13 protein-coding genes are annotated in these 16,452 nt (G+C 69.6%); 6 read left to right on the top strand and 7 right to left on the bottom strand.

Annotation, left to right across the window (positions count from 1 at the left end; genetic code table 11):
* Positions 1-1,232 (top strand): ABC transporter permease (locus tag H0X91_RS28775; RefSeq protein WP_196433561.1); only part of this gene is annotated, 1,232 nt, incomplete at its 5' end.
* A 6-nt stretch (positions 1,233-1,238) separates the two neighbouring features.
* On the top strand, positions 1,239-2,618 hold the full coding sequence (locus H0X91_RS28780; protein ID WP_006493361.1) for an efflux transporter outer membrane subunit: 1,380 nt from the start codon (positions 1,239-1,241) through the stop codon (positions 2,616-2,618).
* 30 nt (positions 2,619-2,648) lie between these two features.
* On the opposite strand, the gene H0X91_RS28785 is transcribed toward H0X91_RS28780, so the two are convergent.
* The gene (locus H0X91_RS28785; RefSeq protein ID WP_043206095.1) at positions 2,649-4,187 is read right to left on the bottom strand and encodes an MFS transporter; all 1,539 of its coding nucleotides are present in this window, start codon (positions 4,185-4,187) and stop codon (positions 2,649-2,651) included.
* 178 nt (positions 4,188-4,365) lie between these two features.
* Between H0X91_RS28785 and H0X91_RS28790 the strand changes: the two genes are divergently transcribed.
* Complete coding sequence (locus H0X91_RS28790; RefSeq protein ID WP_034202034.1) at positions 4,366-5,271, top strand: LysR family transcriptional regulator; 906 nt, start codon at positions 4,366-4,368, stop codon at positions 5,269-5,271.
* A 66-nt stretch (positions 5,272-5,337) separates the two neighbouring features.
* Here H0X91_RS28790 and H0X91_RS28795 read toward each other — a convergent pair whose 3' ends face one another.
* From H0X91_RS28795 to H0X91_RS28820, 6 genes are all read right to left on the bottom strand, one after another.
* Positions 5,338-6,477, bottom strand: coding sequence for an enoyl-CoA hydratase/isomerase family protein (locus H0X91_RS28795; RefSeq protein WP_006482815.1), 1,140 nt, complete (start codon positions 6,475-6,477; stop codon positions 5,338-5,340).
* Positions 6,474-7,265: an enoyl-CoA hydratase gene (locus H0X91_RS28800; protein ID WP_006482810.1), complete on the bottom strand. Its 792-nt coding sequence runs from the start codon at positions 7,263-7,265 to the stop codon at positions 6,474-6,476. Before H0X91_RS28800 ends, H0X91_RS28795 begins: the two co-directional genes overlap by 4 nt.
* Complete coding sequence (gene mmsB, locus H0X91_RS28805; RefSeq protein ID WP_006480765.1) at positions 7,265-8,164, bottom strand: 3-hydroxyisobutyrate dehydrogenase; 900 nt, start codon at positions 8,162-8,164, stop codon at positions 7,265-7,267. The genes H0X91_RS28800 and mmsB overlap by 1 nt, the downstream gene beginning before the upstream one ends.
* Positions 8,165-8,182: 18 nt before the next feature.
* The gene (locus H0X91_RS28810; protein WP_049006751.1) at positions 8,183-9,712 is read right to left on the bottom strand and encodes a CoA-acylating methylmalonate-semialdehyde dehydrogenase; all 1,530 of its coding nucleotides are present in this window, start codon (positions 9,710-9,712) and stop codon (positions 8,183-8,185) included.
* A gap of 114 nt (positions 9,713-9,826) precedes the next feature.
* A complete protein-coding gene (locus H0X91_RS28815) occupies positions 9,827-11,533 on the bottom strand; it encodes an AMP-binding protein (RefSeq protein ID WP_196433562.1) in 1,707 nt (568 codons plus the stop codon).
* Between the two features lie 167 nt (positions 11,534-11,700).
* Positions 11,701-12,834, bottom strand: a complete 1,134-nt coding sequence (locus H0X91_RS28820; protein WP_006482812.1) for an acyl-CoA dehydrogenase family protein — start codon at positions 12,832-12,834, stop codon at positions 11,701-11,703.
* 137 nt (positions 12,835-12,971) lie between these two features.
* Here H0X91_RS28820 and H0X91_RS28825 point away from each other — a divergent pair, with 137 nt between their 5' ends.
* The 3 genes from H0X91_RS28825 to H0X91_RS28835 all read left to right on the top strand — a co-directional run bounded on the left by H0X91_RS28825 (position 12,972) and on the right by H0X91_RS28835 (position 16,449).
* Positions 12,972-14,006, top strand: coding sequence for an AraC family transcriptional regulator (locus tag H0X91_RS28825; protein ID WP_034202032.1), 1,035 nt, complete (start codon positions 12,972-12,974; stop codon positions 14,004-14,006).
* A gap of 122 nt (positions 14,007-14,128) precedes the next feature.
* Entirely contained in the window at positions 14,129-15,679 is a 1,551-nt protein-coding gene (locus H0X91_RS28830; RefSeq protein ID WP_124633273.1) for an NfeD family protein, read from the top strand.
* Entirely contained in the window at positions 15,676-16,449 is a 774-nt protein-coding gene (locus tag H0X91_RS28835; RefSeq protein ID WP_006483242.1) for a slipin family protein, read from the top strand. The genes H0X91_RS28830 and H0X91_RS28835 overlap by 4 nt, the downstream gene beginning before the upstream one ends.
* Positions 16,450-16,452 lie beyond the last annotated feature (3 nt).

Below are 16,452 nucleotides of genomic sequence, written 5' to 3' on the forward strand. Positions count from 1 at the left end.
AGATGTGTATAAGAGACAGCCGCTTCGCCGCCGGCACCGGCCGCTTCGCCGAAGCGTGCCGGATGGCGTGGATCGCACTCGTGTCGCACCGGCTGCGCACGCTGCTGACGATGCTCGGCATCATCATCGGCATCACGTCGGTCGTGTCGATCGTCGCGGTCGGCGAAGGCGCGAAGCGCTACATGCTCGAGGAGATCGGCAGCATCGGCACCAATACGATCAGCCTCTATCCGGGCGCCGACTGGGGCGACAGCCGCGCGGACACGATCCAGACGCTCGTGCCCGCGGACGTCGTCGCGCTCGCGGAGCAACCGTACGTCGACAGCGCGACGCCCGAAACGTCGCGCACGCTGCTGCTGCGCTTCCGCAACGTCAATGTGAACGCGCTCGTGAGCGGCGTCGGCGAACGCTACTTCCAGGCGCGCGGAATGCGCTTCGCGCTCGGCGTCGCGTTCGACGACGATGCCGTGCGCCGTCAGGCGCAGGTGGCCGTGATCGACCAGAACACGCGCCGCAAGCTGTTCGGCGCGACGCGCAATCCGGTCGGCGAAGTGATCCTGGTCGACAACGTGCCGTGCGTCGTGATCGGCGTGACCGCCGACAAGAAGAGCGCATTCGGCAGCGTGAAAAGCCTGAACGTGTGGGTGCCGTACACGACCGCCAGCGGGCGTCTGTTCGGCCAGCGCTATCTCGACAGCATCACCGTGCGGGTGCGCGACGGGCAGCCGAGCGCCGCCGCCGAGAAAAGCCTCGAGAAGCTGATGATCCAGCGCCACGGCCGCAAGGACTTCTTCACGTACAACATGGACAGCGTGGTCAAGACCGTCGAGAAAACCGGCCAGTCGCTGACGCTGCTGCTGTCGCTGATCGCGGTGATCTCGCTCGTCGTCGGCGGGATCGGCGTGATGAACATCATGCTGGTGTCGGTGACCGAACGCACGCGCGAGATCGGCATCCGGATGGCGGTCGGCGCGCGCCAGTCCGACATCCTGCAGCAGTTCCTCGTCGAGGCCGTGCTCGTGTGCCTGCTCGGCGGCACGATCGGCATCGCGCTGTCGTTCGGGCTCGGCGCGCTGTTCTCGATGTTCGTCGCGCAGTGGAAGATGGTGTTCTCGGCCGGCGCGATCGTGACCGCGTTCGTGTGCTCGACGCTCACCGGTGTGATTTTCGGGTTCATGCCCGCGCGCAACGCGTCGCGGCTCGATCCGATCGATGCGCTCGCGCGCGACTGACGAAACATGACCATCACGCATTCCTCCCCGCTTCGCCACCTCGGCGCATTCGCCTGCGCGGCCGCTTTGCTCGCCGGCTGCGCGGGTACGCGCCACGATCCGCTGCCGCCCGTCGCGATGCCCGCGAACTGGGCCGCGCCGGTCACGGCCGACGCGCCGCCCGCCGCGCGCGACTGGTGGCGCAGCTTCGGCGATCCGCAACTCGACGCGCTGATCGACGACGCGCTGCGCGCCAACAACGACCTCGCGATCGCGGCGATCCGCGTGTATCGCGCGCAGTTGCAGGCCGGGCTCGTCGATACGAACCTGACGCCCAACGTGACGCTCGGCGCGAACGGCGCCGTGTCGCGCACGCTCGATACGCACCGGACGAGCCAGTCGAGCGGCCTCAACGGTTCGCTCAGCTACGAAATCGACCTGTGGGGCCGGCTGGCCGCGCTGCGCGATGCCGCGCACTGGGAAGCCGACGCGACGGCCGCCGATCTCGAAGCCGCGCGGCTGTCGCTGATCGGCACGACCGCGGCGCTGTACTGGCAGATCGGCTATCTGAACCGGCAGATCGCGCTCGGCGACGCGAACATCGCGTATGCGGTGCGCACGCTCGCGCTCGTCCGGTCGCGGCACGCGGCCGGCGCCGTGTCGGGGCTCGATCTCGCGCAGGCCGAACAGAGCCTCGCCGCGCAACGCGCGGCGCAGACGCAACTGATCCAGCAGCGCACCGAGAACCGCCACGCGCTCGCGATCCTGTTCGACCGGCCGCCGCAGCAACTGGCGGCCGAGCCGGCGGCACTGCCGGATGCCGCACCGCCCGACGTGGCGGCCGGCCTGCCCGCGAGCCTGCTCGGCCGGCGCCCCGATCTGCGGGCGGCGGAATTCCGGCTGCGCGAATCGCTCGCGCAGGTCGACGCGACGCGCACGAGCTTCTACCCGACCTTCACGCTGACCGGCAGCGCCGGCACGACGAGCACGAGCCTCGAGCGCGTGCTGACGAACCCGGTCGGCACGCTCGGGCTCGGCCTCGCGCTGCCGTTCATCCAGTGGAACACGATGCAGTTGCAGATCAAGGTGTCGAAGTCGCAGTACGAGGAAGCGGTCGTCGGGTTCCGCCAGCGGCTCTACACGGCGCTCGCGGAAGTCGAGAATGCGCTGTCGGCGCGCGTGCAGCTCGAACGCGAGGCCGAACAGCGCGCGCTGTCGCTCGCGCAGGCGCAGCGTGCCGAACGGCTGGCCGCCGCGCGCTTCGCGGCCGGCGCGACCGCCGTGCAGCCGTGGCTCGACCAGCAACAGGTGCTGAGGAGCGCGCAGAGCGCCGACGAGCTGACCCGCCTGAACCGGCTCAACAACCAGATGAAGCTCTACCGCGCGCTCGGCGGCGGGACGTCCTGACCGGCCGTCACGCGCCGCACGCCGGCCGCGTCATTCGCACACGGCCGCCCCGCGCCGCGCCGGTGCGAACGCCACCGCGCTCGCCGTTGCGAGCAAGGCCACGCCCGCCGCGCCGTACACCATCACCCAGCCGAACCCGTGCACGAGCGCCGCGTGCAGCGCCGCGCCGCTCGGGTCGGCCTGCGCGAGCGCCGGCGCGATCGCCTGCAGCCCGTCGGTGCGGCCCGCCGCGATTTCCTGCGCGAGCCGGCGCAGCGCCGCGTCGCCGATTGCGCCGGCCGGCCCGCCCTTCAGGCTCGCGACGATCCCCGCCACCAGCACGAAGCCCATCGCCGCGATGTTCAGCGCGAGCGAGATCATCCGCGCGCTCATGTCGATGCCCGACGCCATCCCGGCGCGCGCACTCGGCACCGCGCCCGTCGTCGTGTTGGTGACGGGCGTGTTGGTCAGCCCGAGCCCGATGCCGGCGATCACGCAACCCGGCAGCATCGTCAGCCAGCTCGCGTGATCGGCCGCGCTGCCGAGCCGCATCAGCACGAAGCCGGCCGCGATCGTGAACAGCCCGGCCGGAATCACGACGCCCGGCCCGTAGCGCAGCGCGAGCCGTTCGCCGAACGGCGGCGCGATCAGCGTCGGCAGCGTGTACGCGAGCAATGCGAGGCCGGCCGTCACGCTGTCGTAGCCGAGCGCGACCTGGAACCAGATCGGCAGGTAGATCATGAACGGCCAGAAGCTGAAGTTCATCCCCATCGAGCCGAAGATCGCGCCGGTGAACGCGCGGATCCGGAACACCGAGAAGTCGAACATCGGCCGCGCGCTGGCGCGCTCCGCGATGAAGAAGCCGATCACCGCGACCACGGTCGCACCGAGCACGCCGAGGCCGGCCGCGCTCGTCAGCCCGAGTTCGGCGCTTTGCGTGATGTAAAAGGCGACACCGAGCACCGCGAGCGACAGCGTGACGATACCCGCGACGTCGAGCGCGCCCGCATGCGGATCGCGCGATTCCTGCACCGCGCCGCCGATCAGCACGAGCGCGACGGCCGCGAGCGGCGCATGGACGAGGAACACCCACGGCCAGCTCGCCAGCGCGACGATCGCGCCGCCGACGATCGGCCCGAAGCCGAGCCCGATGCCGAACACGATCCCCCAGATCCCGAATGCGCGGCCGCGCTCGCGCCCTTCGCGGAACTGGTGCGACAGCACGGCGATCTGGCAGATCAGCATCGCGCCGCCGCTCGCGCCCTGCAGCAGCCGGCCCGCGACGAGCACCGGCACGTTCGGCGCGAGCCCGCACAGCAGCGACGTCGCGCCGAACAGCACGGTGCCGATCACGTACACGCGCTTGCGGCCGAACCGGTCCGCGAGCGTGCCGGCCGCCATCAGCACCGTCGTACACGCGATCGTGTACGCGTTCATGATCCACTGCATGCCGTTGAAATCGCCATGCAGCACGTGTTCGAGCGTCGGCAGGATCACCGGCACACTCGAGATTTCGAGGCCGAACATCAGCGACGTGAGACAGACGGCCGCGAGCGCGACCGCATTCCTGCGGGAGTCGGATAGCGTCATGCGTATTGCGCGGCGGCCCGGCGACAGGCCGCGCGCCTCCAGGTGAGTAGGATTCGCCGCGCGCGGCCGGCGACGCACGCTGGGCGGGAATCGGTACTATAGTGAGAATTTCCCTCCCCATTGACGCATCCATTTCTACGAACTGGGGAATCACAGGACGCAATCCGCGCAACCCGCTATGACCGACAGACTCGATGGCGTGACGACCTTCGTCCAGGTGGTGGAATCCGGCAGCTTCGCGCTCGCCGCGGAACGGCTCGACATGACGCGCTCGGCCGTCGGCAAGGCGATCGCGCGGCTCGAAAAGCGGCTCGGCGCGCGGCTGCTGCAGCGCACGACGCGCAGCCAGAGCCTGACCGACGACGGCCAGGCGTACTACGACCGCTGCGTACGCGCGCTGGCGGAACTGGAAGCGGCGGAAGCCGATCTCGACTGCGGTCGCAACGAGGCGCGCGGCAAGCTGCGGCTGAGCGTGCCGCTCGCGTTCGGGCACCACTGCGTGACGCCGATCGTGCTCGACCTCGCGCGCACTTACCCGCACCTGCGGATCGACGTGTCGATCACCGACCGTTTCGTCGATCTCGTCGAGGAAGGCATCGATCTCGCGGTGCGGATCGGCCCGCTCGCGGACAGCACGAGCCTCGCGGTGCGGCGGCTCGGCACGCAATACGGGAGCCTCGGTGCGGCGCCATCGTATCTCGCGCGTTACGGCACCCCGCAATCGCTCGACGACCTGAAGAACCACCGCACGATCGCGTATTCACGCTCGGGCGTCGTGCAACCGTGGTACCTGCGTGCGCCGGACGGCTCGAGCGTCCACATCGACATGCCGCACCAGCTCAGTTTCGACGACGTGCAGGCGATCGCGGCGGCCGGTGCGTCGGGGTTCGGGATCGCGTGGCTGCCAAGCTGGCTGCTCGATCACTACGTGAAGCGCGGGGAGATGGTGGTCGTGCTCGATCGCTGCTTCGTCTGCGAAGGCGACATTCATGCGATCTGGCCGAAGACGCGCTACCTGCCGCGCAAGACGCGCTGCGTGATCGATGCGCTCGTGGAGGCGGTGCCGCCGATGATCGAGCGCTGAGCGCGAAAGAACCGCAACGAAATACGCGGCAACCGACGCGCCGCGCGGGCGCGTCGGCTCATCGCATCACGCCGCGCCGAGATCGGCGAGCGGATGCGCGAACAGCTTCCACGGCGACGTCAGGAAATGCCGCACGCGTTCGGCGCGCAGCTCGACGAGCGATGCGGGCGCCCAGCGCGGCTTGCGATCCTTGTCGACGAGATGTGCGCGCACGCCTTCGCAGAAATCGCCTTCCTCGATCGCGCGCGCGACGATGCCGAGCTCCATCCGGAACGATTCCGCGAGCGTCATCTGCCGGCCGCGCAGCAGCGCCTCGCGCGTCACGGCGAGCATCGTCGGCGAATGGCTCGCGAGCGCGTCGAGCGTCGCCTGCAGCCACTGGCGGTGCTCGCGCGCCAGCTCGTCGCGCGCCAGCTCCTGCGTGAGCGTCGCGACGATCCGCTCGACGGTCGAACGCTTGTCGAAGTGGCGAACGATCCACGGCATCTGGCCGTCGAGCGCCGCATGCGGCACCACGTTGCACGGCGGCTCGAACACCTTGCGCAGCAACGGCAGCGCATCGCCGTCCCACTTGACGCTTTCGATGCGCGTCTCGAACGTGTCGAGCCACGCGGACGGCACGCACAGGTCCGCGAGCTTCGCGGTCAGCGCGTCGGCGCCCGACAGCATCGCACCGGTCAACCCGACGTACAGTTCGAGTTCGGCCGGCATGCCCGACAGGAAATGCGTGGCGCCGACGTCGGGCACGAGGCCGATGCGCGTTTCCGGCATCGCGATCTTGCTGCGCTCGGTCGCGACGCGCAGCGCCGCGCCCTGCGCGAGGCCCATGCCGCCGCCCATCGTCACGCCGTCCATCAGCGCGACGACCGGCTTCGGGAACGTGTGGATCGCGTAGTCGAGCCGGTACTCGTCGACGAAGAACGGCAGCCAGGTCTCGCGCTGCGCGACCATCCGGTACAGCTCGCGTACGTCACCGCCCGCGCAGAAGCCCTTCTCGCCCGCGCCGCGCAGCACGAGCGCGACGATCTGGTCGTCGTGGCGGCAGCGCTCGAACAGCGCGGTCAGCTCGCCGATCATCGCGTACGACAGCGCGTTGAGCGCGGCCGGCCGGTTCAGCGTGATCAGCGCCACGCGGTTCACCACGCGGAACAGCACCTCGGGCGCATGTTCCGCGAACGTGTCGTGATTCGTCACCGGCGTGCTCATCGTTGCGGCTCTCCATCGGTGCGCCACTGCGGCGCGCGCTTGCCCAGGAACGCCGCCACGCCTTCGCGCGGATCGGCCGTGTCGAACAGGTCGACGAAGCGTTCGCGTTCGACCGCGAGCGCCGCGCCGCGCGGCACGCCGCGTCGGGCGAGGCCGATCAGCTCCTTGCTGTAGGCCACCGCATGCGGGCTTTGCCGCGCGACGTTGCGTGCCAGCGCGAGTGCCGCGTCGCGCGCGGCGCCGCTGTCCACCACGTCCTCGACGAGGCCGATCCGCAGTGCGGTCGCCGCGTCGACGCGCGCGCCGGTCAGGATGATCTTCTTCGCCCAGCCTTCGCCGACGAGCCAGGGCAGCGTCTGCGTGCCGAGCCCGCACGGCAGCAGCCCGACCGACGGTTCGGGCAGCGCCATCTGCGCATGCGTCTCCGCGATCCGCAGGTCGCATGCGAGCGCGCATTCGAGGCCACCGCCCATCGCATAGCCGTTGATCGCCGCGATCGTCACGACGCGCGCGTCGTGCAGCGCCTCGAACGCCGCGCCGAAGCGCGCCGCCATCGTGCGCGCGACCGCGCGATCGCCGTCGGCGAACGTGTTGAGATCGGCGCCCGCGCTGAAGAACTTCGGGCCGTCGCCGGTGATCACCAGCGCGCGCACGCGCGGGTTCGCATTCAGTTCGGCGACGGTTTGCTGCAATTGCTGCAGCCCGTCGGCGGTAAAGGCGTTCGCGGGCGGACGCTTGAGCGTCGCGCACGCGATCGCGCCGTCGTCGACGTAGTCGAGTTCGATCATCACGCGTCCTTCTTCGTGGCCGGTTGATACAGGCGGATCACCGCCGAGAAATCGAGCTGGCCGTCGCCGCGGCTGCTCATCGTCTGGTACAGCTGCTGCGCGAGCGCGCCGAGATAGACGGGCTGGCGCGCCTGCTTCGCCGCATCGTTCGCGAGGCCGAGATCCTTCAGCATCAGGTCGGTGCCGAAGCCGCCCGAGTAGCCGCGCGACGACGGCGCGGTCTCGATCACGCCCGGATACGGGTTGTAGGTGTCCGAGCTCCAGCAGCGGCCGGTCGACGTGTTGACGATGCCGGCCAGCACCTTCGGGTCGATGCCGAGCGCGACGCCGAGCGACATCGCCTCCGACACCGCCGCCATCGAGATGCCGAGCACGAGGTTGTTGCAGACCTTCGCGACCTGCCCCATGCCCGTCGCGCCGCAGTGGACGATGTTCTTGCCCATGCCGGCGAGCACCGGCTTCACGCGCTCGAAATCCGCGTCGCTGCCGCCGACCATGAAGGTCAGCGTGCCGGCCGCCGCGCCGCCGGTGCCGCCCGACACCGGCGCATCGACGAACGCGCCGCCGTGCTCGCGCACCAGCGCGCCGAACGCCTGCGCGCTCGCCGGGTCGATCGTGCTCGAATCGATCACGGTCGCGCCCGCGCCGAGGCCGGCCAGCACGCCGTTCTCGCCGGACAGCACCGAGCGCACGTGCGGCGCGGCCGGCAGCATCGTGATCACGAACGTCGCGCCCGATGCCGCGTCGCGCGGGGAAGCTGCCACCTGCGCGCCGGCGTCCTGCAGCGCGCGCAACGCGTCGGCGCTCAGGTCGAACGCGTGCACGTCGTGGCCGGCTTTCAGCAGGTTCAGCGCCATCGGCGCGCCCATGTGGCCGAGGCCGATAAATCCGATTTTCATGTTGGTGTCCTCCGCCGCTCAGTGCAGCCGGATCGTCGTATTCACCGGGCCGGCCGTCGTGTCGTCGTCGAACCAGCGCGCGGTGACCGTCTTGGTCTGCGTGTAGAACTGCACGACCTGCTTGCCGTACGGGCCGAGATCGCCGAGCTTCGAGCCGCGCGAACCGGTGAAGCTGAAGAACGGCACGGGCACCGGGATCGGGATGTTGATGCCGACCTGGCCGACGTCGATCTCGCTCTGGAACTTGCGTGCCGCCGCGCCGCTCTGCGTGAAGATGCCCACGCCGTTGCCCATCGGGTTCGCGTTGACCAGCGCGATCGCGTCGTCGAGCGTGTCGACTTCCATCACGACCAGCACCGGTCCGAAGATTTCATGCGTGTAGACCGTCATGTCGGTCGTCACGCCGGAGAAGATCGTCGGGCCGATGAAGTTGCCTTCCTCGAAGCCGGCGACCTTCACGTCGCGGCCGTCGAGTTCGAGCTTCGCGCCTTCCTTGATGCCCATGTCGATCAGCGACAGAATCCGCGCCTTCGCGCCGCGCGACACGACCGGCCCGACGTCGGTGCCCGCTTCCGAGCCCGCGTTGACCTTCAGCGTCTTCGCCTTCGCGACGATGTCGGGCAGCCAGTCGCGCGCGTTGCCCACCAGCACCGCGACGGAAGTCGCCATGCAGCGCTGGCCGGCCGCGCCGAAGCCCGCGCCGACGAGCGCGTTGATCGTCTGCTCGCGGTTCGCGTCGGGCAGCACGATCGCGTGGTTCTTCGCGCCCATCATCGACTGCACGCGCTTGCCGTGCTGGCTGCCGAGGTTGTACACGTGCGTGCCGACGGCGGTCGAGCCGACGAACGAGATCGCCTTCACGAGCGGATGCGTGCAGATCGCATCGACGACTTCCTTGCCGCCGTGCACGACGTTCAGCACGCCTTTCGGTACGCCGGCTTCCAGCGCGAGCTCGACGAGCTCCATCGTCGACATCGGGTCCTGCTCGGACGGCTTCAGCACGAACGTGTTGCCGCACACGATCGCCATCGGGAACATCCACAGCGGAATCATCGCGGGAAAATTGAACGGCGTGATGCCCGCGCACACGCCGAGCGGCTGGCGCAGCGTGTAGGTGTCGACGCCGCCCGCGACGTTCTCCGCGAATTCGCCGAGCTGCAGCGTGCCGATCGAGCATGCGTGCTCGACCACTTCGAGGCCGCGGAAGATGTCGCCTTCGGCATCGGGAATCGTCTTGCCCTGCTCGGCCGTCAGCGTCTTCGCGATGCGCTGCTGGTTCGCGCGCACCAGATCCTGGAACTTCAGCATGATGCGCATGCGCGCGGCGATCGGCGTGTTCTTCCACGTCGCATACGCGGCGTGCGCGGCCTGCACGGCCGCGTCGACTTCCGCGACGGTCGCGAACGGCACGCGTGCGAGCACCTGCTGCGTCGCCGGGTTGACGATGTCGCGCCACTCGTTCGTGGCGGACTCGACGAAGGCGCCGTCGATCAGCAGCTTGACCGTCGGCACGTCTTGCCCCGTGCGGGGCGTCGGATTCGCGTTCATCAGAGCACTCTCCTTGCAGTGGGCCGCGTGGCGTCGTGCGACGCGCGGCCGGTTCGGTTCAGCGAGGCGGCGGGCGACGCGCGGAAAAAAGCAGCACGCGCGACCCGCGGCCGGTCATTTCAGTTCGGCGGCGAAATCTTCTTCCCAGTATTCGCCGGGCATACGTTCGGTCGCGTCGTCGCCGCGCTCGATCTCGCGGCGGCGCAGCTCGACGCGGCGGATCTTCCCGGAGATCGTCTTCGGCAGTTCCGCGAATTGCAGGCGACGGATGCGCTTGTACGGCGCGAGCTTCTCGCGCGAGAAGCGGAAGATCTCCAGCGCGAGCGCGGGGCTTTCTTCATAGCCCTGGCGCAGCGTGATGAAGGTCTTCGGCACCGCCAGCCGCACCGGGTCCGGGCTCGGCACGACGGCCGCTTCCGCGATCGCCGGATGCTCGATCAGCACGCTTTCCAGTTCGAACGGGCTCAGCCGGTAGTCGGACGACTTGAACACGTCGTCCGCGCGGCCGATGTACACGTAGTAGCCGTCGTCGCGACGCATCGCGATGTCCGACGTGCGGTAGTGGCCGTCGCGCATCGCGTGGGCCGTCGCGTCCGGATTGTTCGCGTAGCCCTTCATCAGCCCGACCGGACGCGTGACGTCGCCACCGATCGGCAGCGCGACCTCGCCTTCGGTCACCGGCGCGCCGTCCGGGTCGAGCAGCGCGATCCGGTAGCCGGGCAGCGGCCGGCCCATCGAGCCCGCGACCACCGGCTGGCCCGGCGAGTTGCCGATCAGGCAGGTCGTCTCGGTCTGGCCGTAGCCGTCGCGAATCGAGATGTTCCACGCCTTCTTCACGCGCTCGATGATCTCGGGATTCAGCGGCTCGCCCGCGCCGACGATCTCGCGCAGCTTCACGTCGAACGACGCGAGCGGCTGCTGCACGAGCATGCGCCACACGGTCGGCGGCGCGCACAGCGTCGTCACGCGATACTTGACGAGCGCATCGAGCACGACCTTCGGCTCGAAGCGCGCATAGTTGAACGCGAACACGCACGCCTGCGCATTCCACGGCGCGAAGAAGCAGCTCCACGCGTGCTTCGCCCAGCCCGGGGAGCTGATGTTCCAGTGGATGTCGCCCGGCTGCAGGCCGACCCAGTACATCGTCGACAGATGGCCGACCGGATAGGTGCGGTGCGTGTGCTCGACGAGCTTCGGCTTCGACGTCGTGCCGGACGTGAAGTACAGCAGCATCGGATCGTTCGCGTGCGTGAGGGCGTCCGGCTCGAACGCGGCGCTCGCCGCATAGCCGTCGTTCATCGCGAGCCAGCCCGCGCGCGGCGCGCCGGCGACGATCTTCTGCGCGAGGCCGAGATCGGGCTGTTCGAATTTCGCGGCTTCGTTCTCGTCGACGATCGCGTATTTCGCGCCGCCGATCTGCACGCGGTCGCGCACGTCGTCGGGCGACAGTTGCGTGGTGGCGGGCAGCACGATCGCGCCGAGCTTCATCGCGGCCAGCATCGCGTCCCACAGCTCGACCCGGTTCGGCAGCATCAGCAGGATGCGGTCGCCGCGCACGACGCCGATCGCGCGCAGCCAGTTCGCGATCCGCGACGAACGCTCGGACATCTGCGCGAACGAATACGGATCGCCCGTGCCGGTCGCCGCGTCGACGATCCACAGCGCGGGCTGGTCGTTGCCGCGCGCCATCGGGTCGAAGTAGTCGAGCGCCCAGTTGAACGCATCGAGCACCGGCCATTCGAAATCGCGGTATGCGGTGTCGTAGTCGGTGCGATGGCGCAGCAGAAAGTCGCGTGCGTCCAGGAATGCCTGTACCGTCATGTGTCGTCTCCGTCCAGTCTCCATGCCCAGCGCTCAACCGGTGCAGGTGCTGCAGCACATGCCCGGTTCCGTGTTGCACGGCGCACGGTCACGTCGTTGCGTGCCGCGTTCACCGCGCTGCCCTCGTGCCCTGCGTGATGCTGTCGTCCCGGTGCGACCGTCGCGGCTCAAAGCTGCCGCGCGATCACCATCCGTTGCACTTCGCTGGTGCCTTCGTAAATCTGCGTGATGCGCGCGTCGCGATAGTGACGCTCGACTTCGTAATCGACCAGGTAGCCGTAGCCGCCGTGAATCTGGATCGCATCCGAACACACGCGCTCGGCCATCTCGGACGCGAACAGCTTCGCCTGCGACGCTTCCGACAGGCACGGCAGCCCGGCCGTGCGCAGCTTCGCCGCGTGATGCACGAGCAGGCGCGCGGCGTTGATCTGCACGGCCATGTCGGCGAGCTTCTGCTGGATCGCCTGATGCTCGGCGATCGGCTTGCCGAACTGCACGCGCTCGCCCGCATAGCGGCGCGCCTTATCGAACGCGGCGCGCGCGATGCCGAGCGCCTGCGCGGCGATGCCGATGCGGCCGCCTTCGAGGTTCGACAGCGCGATCTTCAGCCCTTCGCCGCGATTGCCGAGCAGGTTGTCTTCCGGAATCGCGCAGTTCTCGAACGTGATCGGGCACGTATCCGACGCGCGGATGCCCATCTTCTTCTCGGGCTTGCCGACGATGAAGCCCGGCGTGTCGGTCGGCACCAGGAACGCGGAAATGCCGCGCTTGCCGGCTTCCGGGTCGGTCATGGCAAAAACGATCGCGACGCCGGCGCGCTGGCCGTTGGTCACGAACTGCTTCGCGCCGTTCAGCACCCATTGGCCGTCGCGCAGCTCGGCCCGCGTGCGCAGGTTGTTCGCTTCGGAACCGGCATGCGGCTCGGTCAGGCAGAACGCGCCGATCACGCGACCGGCCGCCATGTCGGCCAGCCAGCGGTCCTTCTGCGCGGGCGTGCCGAAGCCGAGGATCGGCCCGCAGCCGACCGAGTTGTGCACGCTCATCATCGTCGCGCACGCGGCGTCGCCGGCCGCCACTTCCTCCATCGCCAGCGCATAGGCCACGTAGTCCGTATACGAGCCGCCCAGCTCCTGCGGCACGATCATCCCGAGCAGGCCGAGCTCGCCGAGCTGCGCGACGATCGCGTCGGGCAGGTGCGCGTCGTGGTCCCACTGCGCGGCGTTCGGCGCCAGCATCTCGGTGGCAAAAGCGCGCGCCGCATCGCGGATCATCCGCTGGTCTTCGGTGTAAAGCTCGTCCATGGTGCTGCTGTCTCCCGCGGCCGCCGGGCGCGACCGTCCTTGCGTTTCGATGCAACAAGTGTAGGCAAGCACGCGCGACTGTTCGATGCTCGCGTCGCTCATTTACACTGAGCGTTTTTGCCACACCGGCGACACCGATGAAGCAGGAAGACAAGGGAACCGTCGCGATCAGCCTCGTCGCGTACAGCGTCGCGCTGGCCACGCGGCGCGGCGTCGCGGCCGAGCCGCTGCTCGCGCAGGCCGGCATCGCGCCCGCGCTGCTCGGGCAGCCGCGCGCACGCGTGTCCGCGCAGCAATACGGCGCGCTGTGGAACGCGATCGCGCGCACGCTCGACGACGAGTTTTTCGGGCAGGATCGCCACCCGATGCGCAGCGGCAGCTTCATCGCGATGAGCCAGGCCGCGCTGTCGGCGCGCGACGGGCTGCACGCGATGGCGCGCGCGGTGAACTTCATGCACTGCGTGCTCGACGACCTCCACGCGGAGCTCGACGCGAACCCGCAGCGCGTGCGGCTGCGTTTCGTGCACCGCAACAACGGCGCGACGCCCGCGATGTTCACGTACGCGACCTATTTCATCATCGTGTACGGCCTCACCTGCTGGCTGATCGGGCGGCGCATTCCGCTGCTGCATGCGAGCTTCCGCTGCGACACGCCACCGGCCGATCACGAATACCCGTCGATGTTCTGCGACGACATGCGCTTCAACGAGCCCGAGTCGTATGTCGATTTCGATCCCGAATTCGCGACGCTGCCGGTCGTGCAGAACGCGAAGACGCTGAAAACGTTTCTGCGCAACGCGCCGGCCAGCTTCATCGTCAAGTACCGCAACCCGAACGCGCTCGCGCAGCGCGTGCGTGCGGTGCTGCGCGGGATGCCGCCCGCCGCGTGGCCGGGCGCGGGCGGGATGGCCGCGCGGCTGCACGTGGCCGAGGCCACGCTGCGCCGCAAGCTGCATCAGGAAGGCCACGCGTACCAGTCGATCAAGGACACGCTGCGGCGCGATCTCGCGTTCGAGGCGCTGGCCGACCCCGCCCGCACGATCGCCGATGTCGCGGCCGCGACCGGTTTCGCGGAGCCGAGCGCGTTCTACCGCGCGTTCCGCAAATGGAGCGGGCGCAGCCCGGCCGAGTTTCGGGAAGAAGCGCTCGCGCGCGGCGGCGCCGCCGGCTGAAGGCGCGGCCGGCCCGCCTCGCCTTCGCGCTTTGCGCCGAAACCGCCTAATCTTCAAGCATCGGGCCTACGCCCTTTCCGCCAGCCGGACGGCACGCGGCCGTGCGCCGCCCGGACGTCCCGATGCGCTTTCACCGTCATGGCCCGCCGCCGGCGCCTGCCGCGCCCGACGGCCGCCCCCGTCACCCGCTGTCCGCGCGGGTCGCGCGCGCCGCGCTGTTCGCGGCGCTGCTCGTCGTGTGCGCCGCGCTCGCCGCGCCGCCATCGGCCGACGCGCCCGCCGCGCATCCGGTCGTCGTGATTCCCGTCAACGGCGCGATCGGCCCGGCCAGCGCCGATTTCATCGTGCGTTCGCTCGACCGCGCGGCCCGCGAGCATGCGCCGCTCGCGATCCTTCAGCTCGACACGCCCGGCGGCCTCGATACGTCGATGCGGCAGATCATCAAGGCCGTCCTCCGCTCGCCGGTGCCGGTCGCCGCCTTCGTCGCGCCGGGCGGCGCGCGGGCGGCGAGCGCGGGCACCTACATCGTCTATGCGAGCCACTTCGCGGCGATGGCGCCCGGCACCAACCTCGGCGCGGCGTCGCCCGTGCAGTTCGGCATCGGCGGCGCGGCGCCGCCAGGCGCGAATCCCGCCGCGCCGCGACCGACCGGTGCATCGGGTGCGTCTGGCGTGTCGGACGCGGCTGCCGTGCTGCCGACCGATACGCAATCGACCGAGATCCGCAAGGCGATCCAGGACGCTTCCGCATACATCCGCGGCCTCGCGCAATTGCGCGGACGCAATGTCGAATGGGCCGAGCGCGCAGTGCGCGAGGCCGTGAGCCTGTCGGCGAACGAAGCGCGCGCGCAGCACGTCGTCGACGTGATCGCGCCGGACCCGGCCGACCTCGCGCGCCAGCTCGACGGCCGCACGGTGACGACGACTGCCGGCACGCTGCATCTCGCGACCGCGCACGCGCCGCTCGTCGTGCTCGCGCCCGACTGGCGCAGCCGGTTCCTCGCGATCATCGCCGATCCGAACGTCGCGCTGATCCTGCTGACGATCGGCATCTACGGCCTCTTCTTCGAATTCGCGAACCCCGGTTTCGTGCTGCCGGGCGTCGCCGGCACGATCTGCCTGCTGGTCGGACTGTTCGCGATGCAGTTGCTGCCGATCAGCTATGCGGGCCTCGGCCTCGTGCTGCTCGGGCTCGGCTGCCTCGTCGCGGAGGCGTTCCTGCCGACCTTCGGCGTGCTCGGGTTCGGCGGGATCGTCGCGTTCACGATCGGCGCGCTGATGCTGATCGACACCGACGTGCCGGGCTACGGGATTCCGTGGCCTGTGATCGCGAGCCTGGCGCTCGGCGGCGCGCTGCTCGTCGCGGGCGTGTCGAGCGTCGCGCTGCGCGCGCGGCGCCGCCCGGTTGTGACGGGCGCCGAGGCGATGCTCGGCAGCATCGGCGAAGTGCTCGACGACGGCCTGCAGCCGGACCAGCCGCAGGGCGCGACCGACGCCGCGCCGTCGGCCGCCGGCTGGGCGCGCGTGCACGGCGAGCGCTGGCGCGTGGCGAGCAGCACGCCGCTGGCCGCCGGCTGCCGCGTGCGCGTCACCGGCCGCCACGGGCTGACGCTGACGGTCGCGCCGCTCTACGACGTGCCCGCCCCCGCCCATCCCCAGGGAGAACCTTCATGATCGGTTACACGTTCGGCTTCAGCAGCGTCCTGGTCGTCTTCGTCGTGGTCCTCGTCGCATCGTCGATCCGCATCTTTCGCGAGTACGAGCGCGGTGTCGTGTTCATGCTCGGCCGGTTCTGGAAAGTGAAGGGGCCGGGGCTCGTGCTGATCATCCCGATCGTCCAGCAGGTCGTGCGGATCGACCTGCGCACCGTCGTGTTCGACGTGCCGGCGCAGGACGTGATCACGCGCGACAACGTGTCGGTGAAGGTCAATGCGGTCGTGTATTTCCGCGTCGTCGATCCGGAGAAGGCCGTGATCCAGGTCGCGCGCTTCTTCGAGGCGACCAGCCAGCTCGCGCAGACGACGCTGCGCGCGGTGCTCGGCAAGCACGAACTCGACGCGCTGCTCGCCGAGCGCGAGCAATTGAACGCGGACATCCAGAAGACGCTCGATGCGCAGACCGATGCGTGGGGGATCAAGGTGTCGACGGTCGAGATCAAGCACGTCGACCTGAACGAGACGATGATCCGCGCGATCGCGCGGCAGGCCGAAGCCGAACGCGAACGGCGCGCGAAGGTGATTCATGCGGAAGGCGAGCTTCAGGCGTCGGAGAAGCTGCTGCAGGCCGCGCAGCGGCTCGCGCTGCAACCGCAGGCGATGCAGTTGCGCTACCTGCAGACGCTGACGACGATCGCGGCGGACAAGAATTCGACGATCGTGTTTCCGTTGCCGGTCGATCTGCTGGGGGCGTTGCTGGATCGGCTGGGCCCGCCGCGCGAGCGTTGAGAC

The organism is Burkholderia sp. 9777_1386 (assembly GCF_015712265.1).
Lineage (GTDB): Bacteria > Pseudomonadota > Gammaproteobacteria > Burkholderiales > Burkholderiaceae > Burkholderia > Burkholderia cenocepacia.